General features: G+C 62.7%; 20 protein-coding genes, 1 tRNA gene and 1 riboswitch. Of the genes, 15 read left to right on the top strand and 6 right to left on the bottom strand.

Going from position 1 to position 18,795, the window contains the following annotated elements; all coding sequences use genetic code 11:
* Window positions 1–93 precede the first annotated feature (93 nt).
* A riboswitch (cobalamin riboswitch) is annotated at window positions 94–321 on the bottom strand.
* Window positions 322–594: 273 nt separating this feature from the next.
* From QEG70_RS15295 to QEG70_RS15315, 5 genes are all read right to left on the bottom strand, one after another.
* Window positions 595–3,123 (bottom strand): EAL domain-containing protein, encoded by a 2,529-nt coding sequence (locus QEG70_RS15295; RefSeq protein ID WP_308721398.1) that lies wholly within the window; start codon window positions 3,121–3,123, stop codon window positions 595–597.
* Window positions 3,124–3,341: 218 nt separating this feature from the next.
* On the bottom strand, window positions 3,342–3,794 hold the full coding sequence (locus QEG70_RS15300; RefSeq protein ID WP_308721399.1) for a cupin domain-containing protein: 453 nt from the start codon (window positions 3,792–3,794) through the stop codon (window positions 3,342–3,344).
* A 193-nt stretch (window positions 3,795–3,987) separates the two neighbouring features.
* Window positions 3,988–4,338, bottom strand: coding sequence for an immunity protein Imm33 domain-containing protein (locus tag QEG70_RS15305; protein ID WP_308721400.1), 351 nt, complete (start codon window positions 4,336–4,338; stop codon window positions 3,988–3,990).
* Between the two features lie 15 nt (window positions 4,339–4,353).
* Entirely contained in the window at window positions 4,354–4,680 is a 327-nt protein-coding gene (locus tag QEG70_RS15310) for a colicin immunity domain-containing protein (RefSeq protein ID WP_308721401.1), read from the bottom strand.
* Window positions 4,681–4,843: 163 nt separating this feature from the next.
* Window positions 4,844–4,929, bottom strand: a tRNA-Tyr gene (locus tag QEG70_RS15315).
* 118 nt (window positions 4,930–5,047) lie between these two features.
* On the opposite strand from QEG70_RS15315, the gene rlmB reads away from it, so the two are divergent.
* The 14 genes from rlmB (at window position 5,048) to QEG70_RS15385 (ending at window position 15,931) form a co-directional block, all read left to right on the top strand.
* The gene (gene rlmB, locus QEG70_RS15320) at window positions 5,048–5,878 is read left to right on the top strand and encodes a 23S rRNA (guanosine(2251)-2'-O)-methyltransferase RlmB (protein ID WP_308721402.1); all 831 of its coding nucleotides are present in this window, start codon (window positions 5,048–5,050) and stop codon (window positions 5,876–5,878) included.
* Between the two features lie 250 nt (window positions 5,879–6,128).
* Window positions 6,129–8,273, top strand: coding sequence for an FUSC family protein (locus tag QEG70_RS15325; RefSeq protein WP_308721403.1), 2,145 nt, complete (start codon window positions 6,129–6,131; stop codon window positions 8,271–8,273).
* Between the two features lie 118 nt (window positions 8,274–8,391).
* Entirely contained in the window at window positions 8,392–8,742 is a 351-nt protein-coding gene (locus tag QEG70_RS15330; RefSeq protein WP_308721404.1) for a RidA family protein, read from the top strand.
* 208 nt (window positions 8,743–8,950) lie between these two features.
* Window positions 8,951–9,952: an SDR family oxidoreductase gene (locus QEG70_RS15335; protein ID WP_308721405.1), complete on the top strand. Its 1,002-nt coding sequence runs from the start codon at window positions 8,951–8,953 to the stop codon at window positions 9,950–9,952.
* A 341-nt stretch (window positions 9,953–10,293) separates the two neighbouring features.
* Window positions 10,294–10,431, top strand: coding sequence for a hypothetical protein (locus QEG70_RS15340; RefSeq protein ID WP_308721406.1), 138 nt, complete (start codon window positions 10,294–10,296; stop codon window positions 10,429–10,431).
* A gap of 162 nt (window positions 10,432–10,593) precedes the next feature.
* Window positions 10,594–11,031, top strand: coding sequence for a CHRD domain-containing protein (locus tag QEG70_RS15345; RefSeq protein WP_308721407.1), 438 nt, complete (start codon window positions 10,594–10,596; stop codon window positions 11,029–11,031).
* Between the two features lie 143 nt (window positions 11,032–11,174).
* Entirely contained in the window at window positions 11,175–11,705 is a 531-nt protein-coding gene (locus QEG70_RS15350) for a hypothetical protein (protein WP_374762616.1), read from the top strand.
* A 61-nt stretch (window positions 11,706–11,766) separates the two neighbouring features.
* Entirely contained in the window at window positions 11,767–12,636 is an 870-nt protein-coding gene (locus QEG70_RS15355; RefSeq protein ID WP_308721408.1) for an aldose 1-epimerase family protein, read from the top strand.
* A gap of 187 nt (window positions 12,637–12,823) precedes the next feature.
* Window positions 12,824–13,051: a hypothetical protein gene (locus QEG70_RS15360; protein ID WP_308721409.1), complete on the top strand. Its 228-nt coding sequence runs from the start codon at window positions 12,824–12,826 to the stop codon at window positions 13,049–13,051.
* A gap of 108 nt (window positions 13,052–13,159) precedes the next feature.
* Window positions 13,160–13,804 (top strand): hypothetical protein, encoded by a 645-nt coding sequence (locus tag QEG70_RS15365; RefSeq protein WP_308721410.1) that lies wholly within the window; start codon window positions 13,160–13,162, stop codon window positions 13,802–13,804.
* A 13-nt stretch (window positions 13,805–13,817) separates the two neighbouring features.
* Window positions 13,818–14,462: a 5,6-dimethylbenzimidazole synthase gene (gene bluB / locus QEG70_RS15370; protein ID WP_308721411.1), complete on the top strand. Its 645-nt coding sequence runs from the start codon at window positions 13,818–13,820 to the stop codon at window positions 14,460–14,462.
* A gap of 14 nt (window positions 14,463–14,476) precedes the next feature.
* On the top strand, window positions 14,477–14,842 hold the full coding sequence (locus QEG70_RS15375; RefSeq protein ID WP_308721412.1) for a hypothetical protein: 366 nt from the start codon (window positions 14,477–14,479) through the stop codon (window positions 14,840–14,842).
* Between the two features lie 3 nt (window positions 14,843–14,845).
* Complete coding sequence (locus QEG70_RS15380; RefSeq protein WP_308721413.1) at window positions 14,846–14,974, top strand: hypothetical protein; 129 nt, start codon at window positions 14,846–14,848, stop codon at window positions 14,972–14,974.
* A 369-nt stretch (window positions 14,975–15,343) separates the two neighbouring features.
* Window positions 15,344–15,931, top strand: a complete 588-nt coding sequence (locus tag QEG70_RS15385; RefSeq protein ID WP_308721414.1) for a DedA family protein — start codon at window positions 15,344–15,346, stop codon at window positions 15,929–15,931.
* A gap of 9 nt (window positions 15,932–15,940) precedes the next feature.
* Here the strand turns inward: QEG70_RS15385 and QEG70_RS15390 are convergent, their stop codons facing one another.
* A complete protein-coding gene (locus QEG70_RS15390) occupies window positions 15,941–16,429 on the bottom strand; it encodes an RrF2 family transcriptional regulator (protein WP_308721491.1) in 489 nt (162 codons plus the stop codon).
* Window positions 16,430–17,479: 1,050 nt separating this feature from the next.
* Between QEG70_RS15390 and QEG70_RS15395 the strand changes: the two genes are divergently transcribed.
* Complete coding sequence (locus QEG70_RS15395) at window positions 17,480–18,739, top strand: dicarboxylate/amino acid:cation symporter (RefSeq protein ID WP_308721415.1); 1,260 nt, start codon at window positions 17,480–17,482, stop codon at window positions 18,737–18,739.
* Window positions 18,740–18,795 lie beyond the last annotated feature (56 nt).

The raw sequence follows: 18,795 nt of genomic DNA on the forward strand, positions 1-18,795 counted from the left end.
CAACACAAAGGCCCATCGCTGGTACGGCATACGGGATGTCAGGTCGGAGGGCGCATGGTCTCATATCCATCTCCGGTCATGCCCGCCCGGCGATATCGTTAAAGGACAATGGCAGGTCTCCTGACTTGCGGGTCATTGCACGCCATCTCCCTTCCCGGCCGGAGCCAGTGGTTGCCATCGGCATGGCACCAGATGAAGCACTCTCCGCCTACAGTTGCGGGTACAGTTGCCGACTGAGCCCCCGGGCCTGAAGACCCTGCCGAAGCTTACGGCATTCCCTTTTTCACCCGTTTGCACGGGACCATTGACTTGTCGGGCTGGACTATACCGTGCGCGGATCAATGTGCAAGATCAGCGTGTTACCGCGCGGCTGCTCCGCCCGGTGCAGGCATGGGCCGTGCCATGCGGCGCGCAGGCCCGGTTATGCGTGCGTGGCCGGGGCCTGCACGCCGGGCGGGCTTTTTGTGCCTGCGGGAAGGGTATGGCATCTAATATATTGACAGGAAACAATTTTATTAAAAAAGACAGCTGTTTTATGAAGCTTTTTGGAAAAAAGCTTCACCGGAAATTTTCCTATGGTTCACAGGCCGGTTTTCAGGCTGCTGGCACAGGCTCGGCCCGGCGTTCCCTGATCCATGTATCAAGGGCTGCGGTATCCATCGGGCGGCCAAAATAATAGCCCTGTATCACGTCGCAATCGATGTTGCGCAACTGGGCGCACTGGGCGGCGTCCTCCACCCCTTCGGCCACCACGGTCATGCCCAGCGTGTGGCCGATGCGGATGATGGCGGTCACCACCTGGCGCACGTTGCCGGTGCTGCCAAAGCCGTTCATGAAGCTGCGGTCGATCTTGACCTCGCTTATGGGCAGGCTGGCAAGGTTGGACAGGCTGGAATACCCGGTGCCGAAATCATCCATCGACAGGCCGATGCCCAGTTCACGGATGGCCCGGGCGGTGGCCACCGTCTGCTCGAAGTTCTCGATCATGGCGGTCTCGGTCAGTTCCACGATCAGGCGTTCGGGCGGCACGTTGGTCTCGTGCAGGATGGTGGCAAGCTGCGCCACGAGTTCAGGGTCCTGGAACTGGATGGCCGAGACATTGACCGATACGGTGGGCACGGGAATGCCGTGCGCGATCCACTGCGCCATCTGCGCGCACGCCGCCCGCAGCGACCACACGCCAATGGCGCGGATCTGCCCGGTTTCCTCCGCCACGGGAATGAACCGCCCCGGCGAGACCATGCCCAGCACCGCATCGTTCCAGCGCGAGAGCGCCTCCACGCCATGCAGTTCGCCCGTGCTCAGGTCAACCTGGGGCTGATAGACAAGGCTCAGCCGGTTATCGGCAATGGCCTCGCGCAGGGCGGAGGCGAGGATGATGTGATCTTCCGCCTGCCGGTTCATGGAAGGGTGGAAGAAGCGGTAACAGCACCGCCCCGCCTTCTTGGCCTGCGCGAGCGCGGTATAGGCCTGGCGCAGGGTTTCTTCCACGGCCTGCCCGTCCTGATGGGTGCTGATGCCAATGCTGCCCGAAATGTTGATGGGAATGTTATCGACCGTAAACGGCTCTTCAAGCGTGTGGAGGATGCGCTCGGCCAGATGCGTGATGTCGGTGGCGTCCTGCGTGGTCAGCACCACGAATTCATCGCCCTCCGTGCGCACCAGCACGTCGCGCCCCACAATGCCGTGGCGCAGGCGGCCCGCGAGTTCGAGCAGCATCTGGTCGGCCCGGCCCTGGCCGAGCGCCTGCACGATCTTGCGGAAACGGTCGAGGTCGATGACCATGATGCTCAGCGCTGTTGCAGGCGGCCGGGCCACGAGTTCGTTGAGGCGGCGGTTGAGCCACAGGCGGTTGGGCAGGCTGGTCAGCCGGTCGGTATAGGACAGGCGGATGATGGATTCACGGCTGCGCTGCTGCTCGATGGCCAGCATGGCCAGATGCACGCAGGCATTGACAATGCGCCGGTGCCACGCCCCCGGCTGGCCGGGCGTGCGGAAATAGAGCGAGAAGCTGCCCGCAACCTCGCCATTGCGCAGGATGACGGGCACCGCCCACTCGGCTGCCAGCGCATGCTCGGCCACGACCGCGCGCAGGGCGGGCCAGCGCTCCTCCGCCGCAAGATCGGGCACCTCCACTTCCTTTGCCGTGGCGATGGCCGTGCCGCATGCGCCGCCTGCCGTGCCGGCCTCCAGCCCCTCGAATGCCTGCAGCACGGGCAGGGGCATGGCGCCGTGGCCACCGGCATGCAGCACGCCGCCGTTGCTGAGCATGACCACGGCCAGGCAGTCCGGCGCGATGAGTTCGATGCGGCGGCACATGAAATCAAGCATCTCGCGCAGGGAGAACTGGTCCGTCAGTGCCTCGACCACGTCGCGCTGCAGGTTGCGCAACTGCCGGTCATGCGTGATGTCGTGGATGATGATGATGATATCGGCCAGCGTGCCGTCATCCGCGTAATGCGGCGTGACCGCGCAGCGCAGCCACAGCGCCACGCCCTGCGGGCCACGGGCCTGCACATCCACCTCGAAGCCGGTGCGGCGGGCAAGGTGTGCGCGGAACTGGCGCAGGGTGCCGATATCGTTTTCCGCCCCCGCCAGCAGCGTGCCAAACGGCGCGCCGTGCAGCGCGTCGCGCTCCACGCCAAGCATGGTGGCGATGGCGGCATTGGCATGGGTGATGCGGTACTGCGCATCGAGCACCACAATGCCCCGGTCGGTCGCCTGCACGATCATGGCGCTGATCTCGGCCTGCTCGCGCACCAGATCCTCGTGCGTGCGGTCATGCAGGGCGATCAGTTCATAGGGCACGCCATCCCATTCTACATGTTCACGGTACAGGCGCACGGGCAGGCCCAGCCCATCCCTGCGGCGCAGCGTGGTGCAGTGCGATGGTGTTGTCCCCTGTTCCGGCAGGCCCGGCGTGGCCGCGGCATCCGCACCGGGCCGCATGCCCTGGGTAAACAGGCGGCCGAGGCGGGTGGCGGCGAGTTCCGTGGCGCTGTAGCCGGTCATGGCGCAGGCGCATGCGTTGCCATAGAGTACATGACCCGCGCTGTCCGCCATCATCAGCGCCAACGGCAGTTTCTCCAGAAGCGGGGAAGAAATCTGTGTGATGTCTGGCATGATGGCGTCTTTCCACAAGGTCCTGGTCCTTTGCCGCATGGCACGCCCATGATGACGGGGCATGAAATGCGCGGTTTTTCAGGCGATAAGGGGCATTGGCGTATCTTTAACTTTATTGCGGCAGTTTTATGGCCTGCTTTTGTAGTGTATTTACCGATTCATGTTTCGTTTTGACTGTTCCATCACCTGCACATACAGGGGCATAATGTGGCGGTGGATCAGTATTCCGGTTTTTCCCCCTTCGCGGGAACGGAGGTGGGCGTGCCCGGCGTGCCGGCATAGGTCAGCAGCACCACGGTGCGGGTATCCCCTGTTTCCCCGCGATGGGTGTCATTGACGGATTCAGCGAACGCCTCACCCTGATGGAAAGTTTCAGTCCTGCCGCTGTCACGATCATGAATCGTCAACTGCCCTTCAAGCACGTAGCCTGCGTTGGGCATGGGGTGGGTGTGCCATGGCAGCGCGGTATGGGCGGGAATGGTCAGGCGGATCATGGTCAGTTCGGGGCGCGTGGCGGGGTAGGGTTCGTACGCCACGCCATTCCATGAATGATCGGCCTGAAGCAGGATGTCCCGATGCCCCGAGGCGACTGACTGGGTATGGGCCACAAGGGGCAGGGCGGCAGACAGGCCAAGGATGGCCAGGGCAAGGGTGGTGTGTATTCTTGGCATCGTGGCGCATTTCCCGTCAGTTCTGGTACTCCGTGGGGAAATAGCGTGCGATGCCCCGGCATGTTTCCATTGCGTTAAGGGTAAACGCGCTGCCTCACACCCTTTTGAGACTGTCTGGAACGTTGGCCGGGGAAACATCCAGAAATCATAAGGACGTTTCTGGTGAGGCTTTCTTTTGGAAAGCAGCCAGGTTTTATCCTTCTGTATTATCCTTATGCCAGACATCTTCATAATCAGGCGTAACAATAAAGCGCCATCCCGGCGCTAGGCCCAGATAGGGAATGACGATTTTGCACCAGTGCGGGATATGGTGGGTATGCAGCGGCACGAAAAAGTCCTCCGCCTGCGACATTTCCTCCCCGGCCCAGATATACCAGCCACTCGTGCCGTTTTCGGGCGGCGTGCGCACGCCCCTTATGGGGAGCAGCCCGGTCCTGACATTTCTTGATATGCCCAGTTTCAGATTCCACCCGCAATCGTAATAAGGCGCATGGAACCTGTTACAGACATCCATCTGGATTTCTTTATACGGATTGTTTTCCATGTCAGGGCATATTCATCATGATGACCGACCGGACACGGATTTTTTGATGACAGGCAGCGCCCTGTTTATGACGGCATCGAGTTCCGTTGCCCCAATGGTGTATGCATCCCGGTCTTTTTTCATGGGTTCATAACTGACTGATGCAGTAAAGATTTTGTCGAATGCCCCGCGTGTTGTGCCATCCTGATGGTTTAGGCTGAAATTGCCATTGTCACGCACGCTTTTCCATAAAGAAATATAGTGGTCAGCAAATTCACCCGGGCTGACCCTTGCCTTCAGGCGGTCGTGGCATAAGGCGATCATCTGTTGTGGGATATTTCTTTCGCGCGGGGAATCTGCCATCAGGCCACCATGAACTTATCGGTATAATATCAGGAGGCTACCTGAAAAAGCCGGTTCGGCAAATCCTGGCAATGATGGCCGGTCTGCATCACAGCGCAGCAACACGGAAAGCGCCGGAAAACCAGCGCTTTGATACATGATGCTACTGCATGTGAAAGGGAGTTGGTGGAGGGAGTTGGATTCGAACCAACGTAGGCGTACACCAGCGGATTTACAGTCCGCCCCCTTTAGCCACTCGGGCATCCCTCCAGGTTGGGCGGGTAAATACGGGGTATGAGGGGGGTGAGTCAAGGGCATGGGTGAAAAATTTGCGACAATTTTCGTTTGGGGGAATGACGCCGGTGCGCGTTGGGCTTAAAGAGCGATCATGAACATGCGCACACCCCGCCGCCGTGGGGCCTCGCCCGGGGCTCATTCCGCTTCTTCCGCCCGCGCCACACCCGAAAGGGGCGGCAGGCGGGGTGGCCGTGGGGCCGCATCGGCACCGCACGGCACGTGCTGGCTGTATGGCCTGCATGCGGTTCAGGCCGCGCTTGAAAACCCGGCCCGCAAGCTGCGCCAGCTTCTGGTCACGGCGGAAGCGCAGGAGAGCCTGGCAGCAAGGCTTGAAGGCGGCTTTCCCATCCAGGCCGTCCGCGCCGAGCGCGCCCAGCTTGATGCGCTGTGTGGTCCTGACGCCGTGCATCAGGGCATGGCGCTGCTGGCCGATATGCTGACCCCGCCCGATCTTGATACGGTGCTCGAGCAGCCCGGCCCGGTGCTGGTGCTCGACCAGGTGACCGATCCGCGCAATGTGGGTGCCATCCTGCGCTCGGCGGCGGCCTTTGGCGCGGTGGCGGTGGTGATGCAGGACCGCAATGCCCCTGACGAGACTGGCACGCTCGCGCGCGCGGCCTCGGGCGCGCTCGAGATCGTGCCGCTGATCCGCGTGGTCAACCTCTCGCGCGTGCTTGATGCGCTCAAGGCGCGTGGCCTGTGGGTGGTGGGGCTTGATGCGGGGGGTGGCGTTCTTGATGGCGCGGCCTTCCACCAGCGCCGGGTCGCCCTTGTGCTCGGGGCCGAAGGGGCAGGGTTGCGGCGGCTGACGCGTGAGCATTGCGATGAAATCGCGGGCCTTGCCATGAGCAGCCAGATGGAAAGCCTCAATGTATCCAACGCGGCCGCCGTGGCGCTGTACGAGATGTTCCGCCACCGCTAGCGCCGCCTCTTCACCAGTTTGAATGTGTCCATTCAAACCGGACCCGCCCAGTTCTGATCGCGCCCCTGCGCGGGGTGTGGGCCATCGCCCGTAACGCGTGGCAAAGGGCTGGGAAACATGAAAAACTATTTACGTTATAACATGTAGATTTGTGCCCCCGTTATTGTCATTGGGAGGGCATGACACGATTACGTGATAGGGCCATTGCGCCAGCCCGCGGCAGGTGGGGCAGGGGGCTGTGGCGCCCGGCATGACGGATGGCTTCCTGCGTCGGTTCCGTTGGCTTTACGCCCCGCGCCTTGCGGATTTCGGCTTTGCGCTGCGCACGACCATTGCCGCCCTGCTGGCCCTTGTGCTGGCGCTGTGGATGGAGATGGACGACCCGCAATGGGCCCCCATGACCACATGGATCGTGGCCCAGAATTCACGCGGGCAGAGCATGTCCAAGGCGCGGTGGCGGCTTTTGGGCACCTGCCTTGGCGCAGTAGCGGGCGTTGCGCTGATTGCCGCCATGCCGCAATCGGCGTGGCTGCTGTTTCCCGTGCTGGCCCTGTGGGTGGGGGTGTGCTGCGGGCTGGCCACGTTCCTGCGCAATTTTCACTCCTATGCGCTGGTGCTCATGGCGTTTACCAGCGGGCTGATTGCGCTCAATGCCGCCAATGCGCCGCATCAGGTGTTCGACATTGCCCTGTCGCGCTCGACCTACATCTTTGTGGGCATATTGTGCGAGAGCGCGCTGGCCGCCGTGTTCGCCCCTAGCCTGATTGACGTGGCCCGGCGCGAGATCGGCCAGAAGGTGGGCGCCGCCATAGGCCAGGCAGTGCAGGCGCTCGGCAGCATGATGCAGGGGCGCGAGGGGGCATTCCTCAAGTCACGCACGCTGCTGGGCTCGGTCTTTTCCGTATCGGACCAGATCGAGTTCAGCGAGGTGGAAATGCAGCACCGCACCCATGCGGGCGATCATGCGCGCGCAGCCCTTGCCTCGATTGCGGTGGTGATGTCGCGCGGGCTGGGGCTGAGTGCGCGCATGCATGCCACGGCTGCCCTGCCGCCTGCCTTCGTCACCCCGCTTGCGCGCGCGCAGGCGCTGTTTGCCAACATCCAGGCCGCCATGGCGGGGCCTGACCCGCTGGCCACCATTGATGCCCTGCGCGCGCAGTTGCGCAACCTTGGGGCGGAATGCCGCCAGCAGCTTGTCAATGACATCATCGCCGCATCCGGCTCTGCCCCGCCGGGCCGGGCGGCGGGGCAGCAGCATCTTGATGGCTATATCCTCAACGCCTCGCTTGGCGTGCTGCTGGTGCGGCTTGATGCGGCGCTGGGGCATCTGGCGGCAACGCAGGTGGCGCCTGCGCATGATCGCTTTCATTTCTCCATCCCGCCATGGCGCGACCGCACGGCGGCGTGGCATAACGGCATCCGCTCGGCGGGTGCGGTGCTGATGGGTGGGCTGGTATGGGAGTGTACCGGCTGGCCCGATGGCGCGACGTTTGCCATGTTCGTGGTGGTGACCTGCAGCCGCTTTGCCGCCAATGAAAACCCGGTGCGCGACAGCATCGGCTTCCTGCGCGGGGCGGTGTGGTCGGTGCTGGTTGCGGCCATCATCACCTTCATGGTGCTGCCTGACCAGGCGGTGTGGGAGACGCTGGTGCTCTCGCTGTTCCTGCCCATGATGGTGGGCGGCCTTGCATTGCGCGATGCGCGCACGGCAGGCACGGCAGCACCCTATAACAACTTCCTGCCGTTCATGGTCTATCCGGGCAACCAGTCGCGGCTGGATGAACTGACCTTTTTCAATACCAACAGCGCGGTGGTGCTGGGTATCGGGTGCAGCGTGCTGGTGTTTCGCCTCGTGCTGCCCTTTGACCTTGATGCCGAGCGGTGGCGCATGCGCCGCCAGATCGTGCGCGACCTGCGCCGCATTGCCCTTGCCCCCGCCATACCCGACCCCGGCGCATGGGTGAACCGGCTCACCACCGGCTTTGCGCGGCTGGTGCGGCATGCGTCCACCATGTCCGATGCGCAGACCAATGCGTATCTGGATGGCGTGCTGTCGGCCATGACGGTGGGGCTCAACCTGATCCGCCTGCGCGGCCTGCTGGCCCGCGGCAGCCTGCCACCTGCCGTTGGGGCTGCGGTGGAGCGCACGCTGGCCGCCTTTGGCTCGTGGAAGGGCGGCCCGCCGGAGGGGCTGGCCCGCATCGTGGCAGCCACGCTTGCGCAGATAGGCAGCGCGGTGGACGGTGAGACCAACCTGTCGCGCCGCCTCGATCTGGGGTGGTGCATGGCCTATCTGGAAATACTGGTGCGTGAACTGCACATGAATGCGCGGTTTTTCGATGTGACGCGCCGCTTTCACCTGCCGCCTGATGGGGCGGGCAAGGGCGGCGCATAGATCAGGATAAAAGCGTCAGAAGAACGCGGCCTTTTTGAAAAAAGGCGACGCCCAAAAACTTTTATTATTTTCATAAGGTGTTATTCTTGAAAACTCTCAGTAATAAGGGATTTGTTTCATGACCATCAAACGCCTGCAACCTGAAGAACGCCTCGCCGGGGCTGTCGTGCATGGTGGCCTTGTCCATCTTGCCGGGCAGGTCGCCGATGATGACAACCTCGATGCCGAAGGCCAGACCGCCGACATCCTGCGCCAGATTGACGCCATCCTTGCCGAGGTAGGCACCAGCAAGGCCAACCTGCTTTCGGTCCAGATCTTCCTGAGCGACATGAACGACATGGCCGCCATGAACCGCGCATGGGATGCCTGGCTCGACCCCGCCAGCAAGCCCGCCCGCGCCACGGTGGAAGCCCGCCTGGCCAACCCGAAATGGAAGGTCGAGATCACGGGCATCGCTGCCCTGTCCTGAAAAAGATAAAAGTTTCTGGGTGCCGCCTTTTTTCAAAAAGGCGGCGTCTTTCTATGTGCAACCTATTGACCCGATAGGATTTCCACGAAGTCGTTTTGGTACCGGACGGTCACAAAACCCGCTCCGCATGCAACCGCGCGGCAGGCGCACTGTTTGATCTGTAGCCCCGGGGTCACAAGCCCCCTGTTACAGATACGGAGCCTGCACCATGCCAGATGACAGCCATATTGCCTCCTCCCGCCGCACCGTGCTGGCCGCAGCAGCAGGTCTTGTAACGGCAGCGGCGGCCTCTGGCCGGGCGCAGGCAGCCGAAATGGCAGCCCCCCGCCCGCCACTGGTCGACCCGGAAAACGCCTATCCCCGCCCGCCTTTTCCCGAGCAGTCACAGCCTTGGCCCGGCCTTGCGGGCAAGATGAACCCGCGCCCCGACCATGGCGAGACAAGCTACCGTGGCTCGGGCCGCCTGGCCGGGCGCAAGGCGCTGATTACAGGCGGGGATTCCGGCCTCGGCCGCGCCGCCGCCATCGCCTATGCCCGTGAGGGGGCGGATGTGGCCATAGCCTACCTGCCGCAGGAGGAACCTGATGCGCGTGAAGTCGTGGCCCTCATTCGCGAGGCCGGGCGCAAGGCGGTTGCCCTGCCCGGTGACCTGCGTGACAGTAAATACTGCGCCCAGCTCGTCCAGCACGCGCATGATGAACTCGGTGGGCTGGACATACTGGTCAGCAACGCGGGCCGCCAGCGCCATCAGGCCAGTATTCTTGATATTACCGACGAGCAGTTCGACGAGACCTTCCGCACCAATATCTATGCGCTGTTCCACCTGAGCAAGGCCGCCATTCCGCTCATGCCGCGCGGGAGCGCGATCATCGCCACGGCCTCGGTCAATGCGTTCAGCCCATCGGAGATCCTGCTGGATTATTCCGCGACCAAGGGGGCCATTGTCGCCTTCGTCAAGTCGCTGGCCAAGCAGATGGTGCACAAGGGCATTCGCGTCAACGCTGTCGCCCCCGGCCCGTTCTGGACCGCGCTGCAGGTCAGTGGCGGGCAGACGGAGGAGAACATCCACAATTTCGGTGGCGAGACCCCGATGGGCCGTGCAGGCCAGCCGGCGGAAATCGCGCCGATCTATGTGCTGCTGGCCTCATCCGAGGCAAGCTACATCACCGGGCAGGTCTATGCGGCCTCGGGCGGCACGGGGGTGGGCTGAAGCCTTGCGCTGTGCTGCGCGCGGTGGCACAGCACAGGCATGCGCATGATCATTCCTGCCCTGCTGATGCTCCTTGGTGTTGCAGCGTGTTATTTCGCCATAGGCATGATTACCGATGCCGGGCGGTTCATCTCGGACTCCCATCCGTGGTGACGCGTGCCTTCATGAAAGAGCGTTTTAAAACAGCGTTTTGATAAAAGTTTTTGGTGAAGCTTTTTTCAAAAAGCTTCGAAGAAACGCCATCTTTTTAAAAAAAGGCGGCACCCCAAACTTTTATCATTTCAAGGCATTATCGGGTCTGCCTTTTCAAGCAGTGTCTTGACGGTAAAGGGGATGACAGGATGACTGATCACGATGTCACCACACCGGGCCTTGCGGGCCTGTTATGGCCCCGCCGCAGCCTGTGCTACCGGCGCCTTGCCAGGTGGCTCATCCCCGACATGCGCTGGATGGAGCGGCCCCGCCCGCTGGATATCTGAAAAAAGCGCCATCAGGATTAAGTATCTGGCAACATCATGGCCCTACAGGGATTTGTGTTGCGCTGCGTCAGGCTTCATGCATGTGATACGCATTCACGTTACGCGTATCCCATAAAAACCGGAACAAGGCATGCGGGCCATACCCGCACTGGAGTCAGAGAGATGATCCGTTTTTCCACCCTGCCAGCCCTTGTCGTGGCCAGTGTTGCCTTCGCCTCGCCCGCGCTGGCATCGGTCGTGCGTCTTGAAGGGCATTTTGCAGGGGAACATGGCGCGACATCCCACCCCGAGGGCAAGGTCGAAGCGGCGCTGAACACGCGCACCAACCTTGTGAAGTATGTCATTACATGGAGCGGCCTGAGCGGCCCGGTCACGGCAGCGCATTTCCATGGCCCCGCCCCGGCAGGCGAGGAGGCGGGCGTGCTCGTGCCCATTCCCAGCCCCTACAAATCCGGCCAGCATGGCGCGGTGCTGCTCTCGGCCGAGCAGGCGCAGGCGCTGCAGAACGGGCAGGTTTACGTCAACCTGCACACTGCCGCCCTGCCCAATGGCGAGGCGCGCGCCCAGATCGAGCGCCTGACCCCGCCGGCCAGGCCGTAAAGCGGGCCTGCCTGGCATAAAGTCCATGATAGGGTTTGCATGGCTGCTATTTGTGCGGCACTGTTGGCGTTACGGCATGGAAGCCATGCCAATCCTTCATGGAGCCGGGCGATACATTTCGCCAGAAGTCAGGGAGTCTGCTTTTGCGCCTAGCATGTGTGGCCGCCACCGCGGCTGTTATATCCCTGTCCGGTTTTGGTCCGCTATGCGCCCATGCCCGCGCGGCGGATGCGCTTGGTGACCATACGGGAACGATCACCTTTGCCATTTCAGCGGCGGATGTCGGGGCGGGTGTATCATGGGGCAAGGGCGTGCTGACCTTCGAGGGGCATGATTATCCCTTCCGCATCCGTGGTGGTTCGGGAGCCGCCATCGGTTTTTCACGCACCAAGGCGGTGGGCACCGTCTATAACCTGTACCGCGTGCAGGATATCGAGGGCACGTACTGGTCCGTTCAGGGCGAGGCCACGGTGGGGGCTGGCAAGGGTGGGGCCGTTATGGAAAACAATAACGGCATCTATATCAAGTTCACTTCCACAAGCAGCGGCGCGCGGCTTGCCTTCTCGGTCGAGCGCCTGACCATTCGGCTCAACCCCGGCACCACGCTGCCCGCGCAGCAGCCTGCCACGGCGCCCGCTCCCGCGCCGGCCACCAGCCCTGCATCACACCAATAGGCAGGTGGCCCCCTGATCGTGCATGGTAGGCTCCATCATGAAACCTGATGGAGCCGCCAGCATGACAGAGAATACCCATAGTTTTGGCGATGGCCGCCTTGCCGCCAGCGTGCATGCCAGGGGGGCCGAACTATGCGCCCTGCGCGCGGGCGGGCGCGACCTGCTATGGGGCGGTGGCGCGCCGTGGCAGCGGCAGTCGCCCGTGCTGTTTCCCATCGTGGGGCGGCTGGTCGATGATACCGCCCTCGTGGAGGGCAGGCCCTACCGCATGACCCAGCATGGCTTTGCGCGCGACTGCACCTTCCGCTGGCTTGAACGCGACGAGACCGGCTGCCGCCTCGAACTTGTCGATACGGACGGGACGCGCGCGATGTTCCCCTTCGCCTTCAGCCTCGTCATCGAATACCGGATCGCGCATGGCATCCTGTCGGTGAGCTACTGCGTAACCAACCCCGACAGTGCGCGCGTGCTGCCAGCCTCGCTTGGCGCGCACCCGGCCTTCATCTGGCCACTCGCGCCCGATGTGCCCAAGAACCGGCATGTCATTACTTTTGATGAACCCGAACCTGCCCCCATCCGCCGCCTGCACGGCGGCCTGCTGCTGCCCGAAGCCCTGCCTACCCCCATCAAGGGCCGCACGCTGGCGCTTGACGAGGCCCTGTTCGCGCCGGACGCGCTGATTCTCGACCAGTTGGCCAGCCATGGGCTGACCTACCATATCCCCGATGGGCCGGGCCTGCGGCTGACATGGGAGGGCTTTCCCTATCTGGGCCTGTGGATGAAGCCGGGCGGTGATTTCCTGTGCATCGAACCCTGGCATGGCATTGCAAGCCCGGTGGGTTTCAGCGGTGAATTTTTCACCCGTCCGGGCGTGTTTCACCTTCAGCCGGGGCAGGAATGGCGGGCTGGCTGGCAGGTCGGCTGCATCTGAGCATGGCAGGGGTCCGGCGGGTGTATTTTCCGCGCAACACCCGCCGGAATAAGCCTTGCGAAAACAGCATGGATCGGCCCGTAAATCTGCGAAAATATCGGATGTGCAAGGCGTTGGTTGCAGCGTAGTAGAGCAACAGGAGCAGCATGCGGCAGTATCGCCCGCTAGGCTCACGGGAAACGCCTTGATGCGTAGTTTTTCTCCTGTCCCCGCCGTGGGATTTTCCCCGTCTTCCCCTTCCCTCCCGATCCGTTCCTTCCGCCAGCGCGTGAGTGCGTGGGTGGGTGCGGCCTATCGCAAGCAGGGGATGATGCTGCTCTCTACACTGCCCAGCGTGGCCGTGCCCTCGGGCTGCCATAGCGGCATGGAGGGCAGCCCCTCGCTGCTCGCGTTGCGCGGCTGGGACCGCGGCTGAAGCTGCTGCCTGCGGGCAGGCCAGTTCTGTGATATTGTATATGGCGGCATACCCCGGTGTGCCGCCATATTCATGCGTGCCGTATGGCGCGGGCAGACAGGAAGGCACATGGCAATGCACAGGCGCATGTTGAACTGCATGGGGGGGATTGGCCTTGCCATGCTGGCGCATGGGGGCACGGCCGGGGCGGCGACAACCGCCTTCAACAAAATGCCGGATTACGAGAAATTCGGCATTACGGTTTCCTCCGCCTATCACGTGCGGCGCTGCGAGGTGACGGTGCGCGTCAACCCCGCCCGCTTTGCCCAGAGTGCCACCGCGCTGGAAAATGAGGGCATTCTCGATAACGCCACGACCGATCTCATCAACAAACGGCCCGAATATTATATCGGCCAGGCCATGCACGAGATCGTGCCGACCATCATCTACCATACCTTCCTGCGCTATACCGATGCGGCGACGTGCCGGTTCATGTTCCGTAACCGGGCGGGGCAGGACGATGCGCTGTACGGCTATGCCGTATCCGAGCCGACCTTCCTCAGCTTTGTCGTGCGCAGCCACACCATGACGCAGGTGGACTGGTACAAGGCCAGTTTTGACGAGATCAAGGAAGTCTCGGCCCAGTTCAGTGAAGACCCCGCCTACGCCACGCCCGCAACCCAGGAGGAAGGCATTCCCCCGGCCCAGCCCACCGCCACGGGCCTGCCCGGCGCGGGCGATGAGGGGCTGGGGGTGACAGACGGGCTGCGATGAACCACAAACAGGCATGACCACCACCGCGCCGGAATTTTCATCCCCCTTCATGGACCAGTTGCGCGACCTGCTGCGCTGGCGGCGCGACGTGCGCCATTTCCGCCCCGACCCGGTGCCCGAACCCGTGCTCGATGACCTGCTGCGTACGGCCTGCCTTGCGCCTTCGGTCGGGCTAAGCGAGCCGTGGCGCTTCGTGCGGGTGGATGACGCGGCCCGGCGGGCTGCGGTCCGCGCTGATTTTGCCCGCTGCAACGAAGCCGCCCTGGCCGATCGTGACGGGCCGGATGCCCAGCGCTACGCGCGGCTGAAACTGGCCGGGCTGGATGATGCGCCCCACCATGTGGCCGTGTTCTCGCACCCCGACCCCACCCAGGGGCGCGGACTGGGGCGGGCAACCATGCCGCAGACCACCACCTGGTCCACCGTCATGGCCATCCATACCTTCTGGCTGGCGGCGACTGCGGCAGGGGTTGGGGTGGGCTGGGTCTCGATCATCGATCCCGACCGGGTTGCTGCCGTGCTGGAGATGGACCCCGCACTCGAACTCGTGGCCTATCTGTGCGTGGGTTACCCCGCAGCCCCTGCCAGCACCCCTGAACTGGAGCGGCGCGGCTGGGAACGCCGCGCGCCCGAGCGGCGGCAGTGGATCCGGCGCTAGGCGCGCCGTTAGCCATGCGTGCCAATGAGCGGATGCTGCGCGCCCTGGCCCGCGTGCCTGCCCGCACGGTGCTGCACGTGGCGCGCCGTTTTGCCCCGGTGCTGGATGCGGGCATTGTGGATGAAGGCGGATGTACCTACCTGGCCTATTGCCGCACGCGCGTGGCATTGCCCGCAGGGCTTGATGAGACGGGGCGGGAATGCTGGGTCAATTCCCTGCATGTGGAAGACTGGTACCGGACCCATGTGCTGCTCGCCGCCCTCGGGTTTTCCGATGCGGTTTTTGCGTTATGGGAACAGCAGCACGGCAGGCGTGATGGCCTTGTGTGCCTGATCTCGAAAAGCCGGGTGGCGGGCAGTGTGCGGCACGCCGTTGTGTGAAAGATGCATCGCCACCGCCCCGGTCAGGACTGGCTGGCCCCTGATCTGTCGGGTTATGACGATGCGGTGCTGGAACTGACATCACGCAATGACATAGCCCTTGTAAAGGCGCAGCTCTGCCTGCGCGGATGAGGGGCAGGCGCACAGGAATACGGGCCAGACTTGCCGGTGTGCGTGTATTCGTGGCGCGGTTACATGGGGCTATCGCGTATCGGGGGCCGGTATTATGGGCCATCTTCACGGATGGTTGAAAAAACGGGTGGCAGATATTCGTTAAATCCGGTTTTGCCTTGCGTCTGTTTCACCCATTGTACCGACCGGATTTCAGGCCGGGGGGCAGGCGCCCTGCGGCTTTGTATCGCGTATCTGGTCCGGGCGTGCCCTGTCTATGTTCCGCTAAGAAATCATGATGACCTGCCCGGCACGGAGGACTGAACGCTGCTGCACCATTTCGAATCCCTGTTCCAGCACTATGGCTATGGGGTCATTACCTTCATTGTCATGCTGGAGAGCATGGGCCTGCCGCTGCCTGCCGAGACGCTGATCATTTCCGCCTCCGTCTATTGCGCCGCCACCCACCGGCTCGATATCCGCTGGGTGGCCCTTGCCGCCGTGATGGGCGCCGTCATTGGCGATAATATCGGTTACATGATCGGGCGCCGCGTGGGCCTGCCGCTGCTGCAGAAATATGGCAGCCGCATCAAGCTGACGCCGCAAAGGCTGCTGCTTGGCCGCTTCCTGTTCCGCCATCATGGCAGTGGCATCGTGTTTTTCGGGCGGTTCATTGCCCTGCTGCGCGTTTTCGTGGCGTTGCTGGCCGGGGCCAATCACATGCCCTGGCCGCGCTTCATGATCTTTAATGCGCTGGGCGGGCTGTGCTGGGCAGGGGGGTATGCCACGGGGGCGTATTACCTCGGGCGCAAGGTCACGGAGGTATCGGGGCCGGCAAGTATCGGGCTTGGGATTGCGGTGGCGGCGGGGCTTGTGGCGAGTGCGGTATTCCTGCGCCGCAATGAACAGCGCCTGACCGCGCAGGCCCTGCGTGAGGCCGAGGCGGAAAATGCAGCGGGTGGAACGCAGGCGGCCTGACCGCTCGGGTCAGGCGCTTTTGGCCAGCGGTTGCTGTACCTGCTGCATCTGTGACGGGCCGGGCAGGCGGCTCAGCAGGTGCGGACGGTCATGCGCCGGCAGCAGGTCGGCCAGCGTTGTGCCATCAAGCACGCTCATGAAGGCGCCAAGTGCCGTCGAGAGCACGCCGCGCAGCTTGCACATGTCAGAGAGGATGCAGCAGTTACCCTCTGGGTGGCTCGGTACGCAGTGCACCAGTTGCAGGTCATCCTCGGTCTGGCGCACGACATCGCCAATGCGGATATCCTCCGGGGCGTGGGCGAGCACAAGACCACCCCCACGGCCGCGCCGGGCATCAACCAGCCCGAGGCGGGACAATCGGTGAATGACTTTCACCAGATGATTTTCAGAAATGTCGTACGCGCTGGCTATCTCATGGATCGAGACACGCCTGTCGGCATGCAGTCCCATGTATAACAGCGTACGTAAGGCATAATCAGTGTGCAGGGTCAGGCGCATACCGATAGCTAGCATGGGGCGAACAAGCAGAAACAGACCTCTATAAATTGCATAATAAATGCATATTATAGGGGAAAACTCTCTCCAACCCTTGATTTCAGGGCATTGAATACCCTTAAAGGCGACAAATGCGGTGCTCTACTATCACGGTAATGTGATTGAAGTAACAGATAACCGCCATCATCCTGCCACGATATCTCAGCGTGAATCCTGTCCGTGAACCGGGCTGGCAGGACGTATTGTTCTGCCAGGAATTTGCCTGTTTTCAGCGGTTTTCCGGGCAGGGCATCATGCTACGGCACGGCCTGCGCTGCAGGATGAATGGGAGGCTGGCATACGATTCCATCAGGCGAGTAATCAGGTTGAGCAATAAGCCGCTGCGTAACAGGTGGCGAAAGCCGATCTTTCATGCATCAGACAGACCCTGAGCACAGGATCTTCTTTATGCCCGATGCATTGAGACAATATTAAAAACCAAGAAAAACTGCCAAAAACGGGCGCGCACGAAACCAGCCCGCCACCTCCGGTGGCAGGCCTGCCTGCAGGCTCATGGCTCTCCCTCGATGCGGCCCGCATTTTACAATGCGATTCGCGGCATCGTTTCCCCAGCAGTGCTGAAGGGTGGCCTGAAAAGGACGGCACCGCTGCATCCTGCTGCACTGCGCGCGGTTGCGACGTAGCCAGCACGATAACTGACCAGCCCGAATCAGCCAGTTGCCAGCCTGCTTCGGTGTGGTGCGCCATCCTTCGCGAATGTCTGTCCGCTTCATCTCTCCTTCCCGTCCAGGATGCGCCCCACGGGGTGAGGAAGAAGATGACGCGGTACATACACCCACGATGGTCATCCTATAACGCCATCCTACCCAAAAGGGTAGGTGGGTAGATGCATAATCAATGAATTTTTTATCATGCCCCTGCCTGTGCGCCGGATCGGGGCAGGGCTTTCAGGGCCTGCACCCGTGGGCGTGCCCTGTGTCCGCCTTGCAAAACCGGGGGGGCGTGCGTTAGTTCCGGCGTTATCTTCTGATTAATGGCAGCAGGATTCTTGATTTGGCCCAGCCCGGAAAACGTAATGCCAGCGGGCGCACGCGCGCCATTGTGGTCGCGCTGCTGCTCGGCGTGGTCGTGGGGCTGGGGCTGCATGCGGCGGGTCCGGCTGCGATCGACGCAGCCACCCGCTGCGCCACCCTGCTGACGGGGCTGTTCCTGCGGCTCGTGCGCATGATCATCGCCCCGCTTGTTTTCGCCACCCTTGTGTCGGGCATTGGCAGCCTTGGCGATGGCACGCAGGTGCTGCGCATTGGCGGGCGCATCCTGCTGTGGTTCATCGTCGCCTCCTTCCTGTCGCTCGTGACCGGCCTGCTCGCCGCCAACCTGCTCCAGCCCGGCGTGGGCTTTACCGTGCCCACGGCAGCAGGCGATACGGGGCTGGCGCATGCGCATTTCGATCCGGTCGAGTTCGTGCTGCATGTGGTGCCCACCAGCATTTTCGATGCCATGGGCCGCAACGACATTTTGCAGATCGTGGTGTTCTCCGTGCTGTTTGGCCTGGCCCTGCCCGCGGCGGGCAAGGGGGCGCAGCGCATGATCCTGCCCTGGACGACCGAACTCGCCCGCATCATGCTGCGCATGACCGATATGGTGATGTATGCCGCCCCCGTGGCCGTGTTCGGCTCGGTCATGGGCAGCGTGGCCCATAGCGGCGTTGGCATTCTGGGCCTGTTTGGCGTGTTCCTGTGCAAGTTCTACGGCACGCTGGGCGTGCTGTGGGTGCTGCTCACCACCATGACCTTCTGCGTGCTGGGCAGGCGGGTGTTCGCGCTGGCGAAGCTGCTGATCCAGCCCATCCTGCTCGGCTTTGCCACCGCGAGCAGCGAGGCGGTCTATCCGCTGCTTGTCGAGCGGCTGGAGCTGTTTGGCGTGCCCGACCGCATCAGCGGCTTCGTGCTGCCGCTAGGCTACAGCTTCAACCTTGATGGCTCGGTGCTGTTCCAGTCCTTTGGTGCGCTGTTCATCGCGCAGGCCTATGGCATCCACATTCCCGTGGGCCAGCAGATCGCGATGGTGCTGGTGATGATGCTGAGCAGCAAGGGCATTGCGGGCGTGCCGCGCGCGGCCTTGGTCACGCTGGCTGCCGTCATGCCGCAGTTCGGCCTGCCCGAGGCGGGGCTGGCGCTGATCCTGGGCATCGACCACTTTCTCGACATGGCGCGCACGGCCACCAACGTGCTGGGCAATGGCTATGCTGCCGCCGTGGCCGCCCGGTGGGAAGGCGAACTGGCCGACCATGCGCTGGAGGAAGGCGAGTAACCTCCTGCAAAGCATAAGAAGCTTCAGAAAGAATGCCGCCTTTTTGAAAAAAGGCG

Origin of the sequence: Komagataeibacter xylinus (genome assembly GCF_031081985.1) — a bacterium.
Lineage (GTDB): Bacteria > Pseudomonadota > Alphaproteobacteria > Acetobacterales > Acetobacteraceae > Komagataeibacter > Komagataeibacter xylinus_E.

Bases quoted from the DNA above. Each gene is read 5' to 3' on its own strand.
- QEG70_RS15295 (WP_308721398.1), bottom strand. From the start codon at position 3,123: ATGCCAGACATCACACAGATTTCTTCCCCGCTTCTGGAGAAACTGCCG.
- QEG70_RS15300 (WP_308721399.1), bottom strand. From the start codon at position 3,794: ATGCCAAGAATACACACCACCCTTGCCCTGGCCATCCTTGGCCTGTCT.
- QEG70_RS15305 (WP_308721400.1), bottom strand. From the start codon at position 4,338: ATGGAAAACAATCCGTATAAAGAAATCCAGATGGATGTCTGTAACAGG.
- QEG70_RS15310 (WP_308721401.1), bottom strand. From the start codon at position 4,680: ATGGCAGATTCCCCGCGCGAAAGAAATATCCCACAACAGATGATCGCC.
- rlmB (WP_308721402.1), top strand. From the start codon at position 5,048: ATGAACATGCGCACACCCCGCCGCCGTGGGGCCTCGCCCGGGGCTCAT.
- QEG70_RS15325 (WP_308721403.1), top strand. From the start codon at position 6,129: ATGACGGATGGCTTCCTGCGTCGGTTCCGTTGGCTTTACGCCCCGCGC.
- QEG70_RS15330 (WP_308721404.1), top strand. From the start codon at position 8,392: ATGACCATCAAACGCCTGCAACCTGAAGAACGCCTCGCCGGGGCTGTC.
- QEG70_RS15335 (WP_308721405.1), top strand. From the start codon at position 8,951: ATGCCAGATGACAGCCATATTGCCTCCTCCCGCCGCACCGTGCTGGCC.
- QEG70_RS15340 (WP_308721406.1), top strand. From the start codon at position 10,294: ATGACTGATCACGATGTCACCACACCGGGCCTTGCGGGCCTGTTATGG.
- QEG70_RS15345 (WP_308721407.1), top strand. From the start codon at position 10,594: ATGATCCGTTTTTCCACCCTGCCAGCCCTTGTCGTGGCCAGTGTTGCC.
- QEG70_RS15355 (WP_308721408.1), top strand. From the start codon at position 11,767: ATGACAGAGAATACCCATAGTTTTGGCGATGGCCGCCTTGCCGCCAGC.
- QEG70_RS15360 (WP_308721409.1), top strand. From the start codon at position 12,824: ATGCGTAGTTTTTCTCCTGTCCCCGCCGTGGGATTTTCCCCGTCTTCC.
- QEG70_RS15365 (WP_308721410.1), top strand. From the start codon at position 13,160: ATGGCAATGCACAGGCGCATGTTGAACTGCATGGGGGGGATTGGCCTT.
- bluB (WP_308721411.1), top strand. From the start codon at position 13,818: ATGACCACCACCGCGCCGGAATTTTCATCCCCCTTCATGGACCAGTTG.
- QEG70_RS15375 (WP_308721412.1), top strand. From the start codon at position 14,477: ATGCGTGCCAATGAGCGGATGCTGCGCGCCCTGGCCCGCGTGCCTGCC.
- QEG70_RS15380 (WP_308721413.1), top strand. From the start codon at position 14,846: ATGCATCGCCACCGCCCCGGTCAGGACTGGCTGGCCCCTGATCTGTCG.
- QEG70_RS15385 (WP_308721414.1), top strand. From the start codon at position 15,344: ATGCTGGAGAGCATGGGCCTGCCGCTGCCTGCCGAGACGCTGATCATT.
- QEG70_RS15390 (WP_308721491.1), bottom strand. From the start codon at position 16,429: ATGCGCCTGACCCTGCACACTGATTATGCCTTACGTACGCTGTTATAC.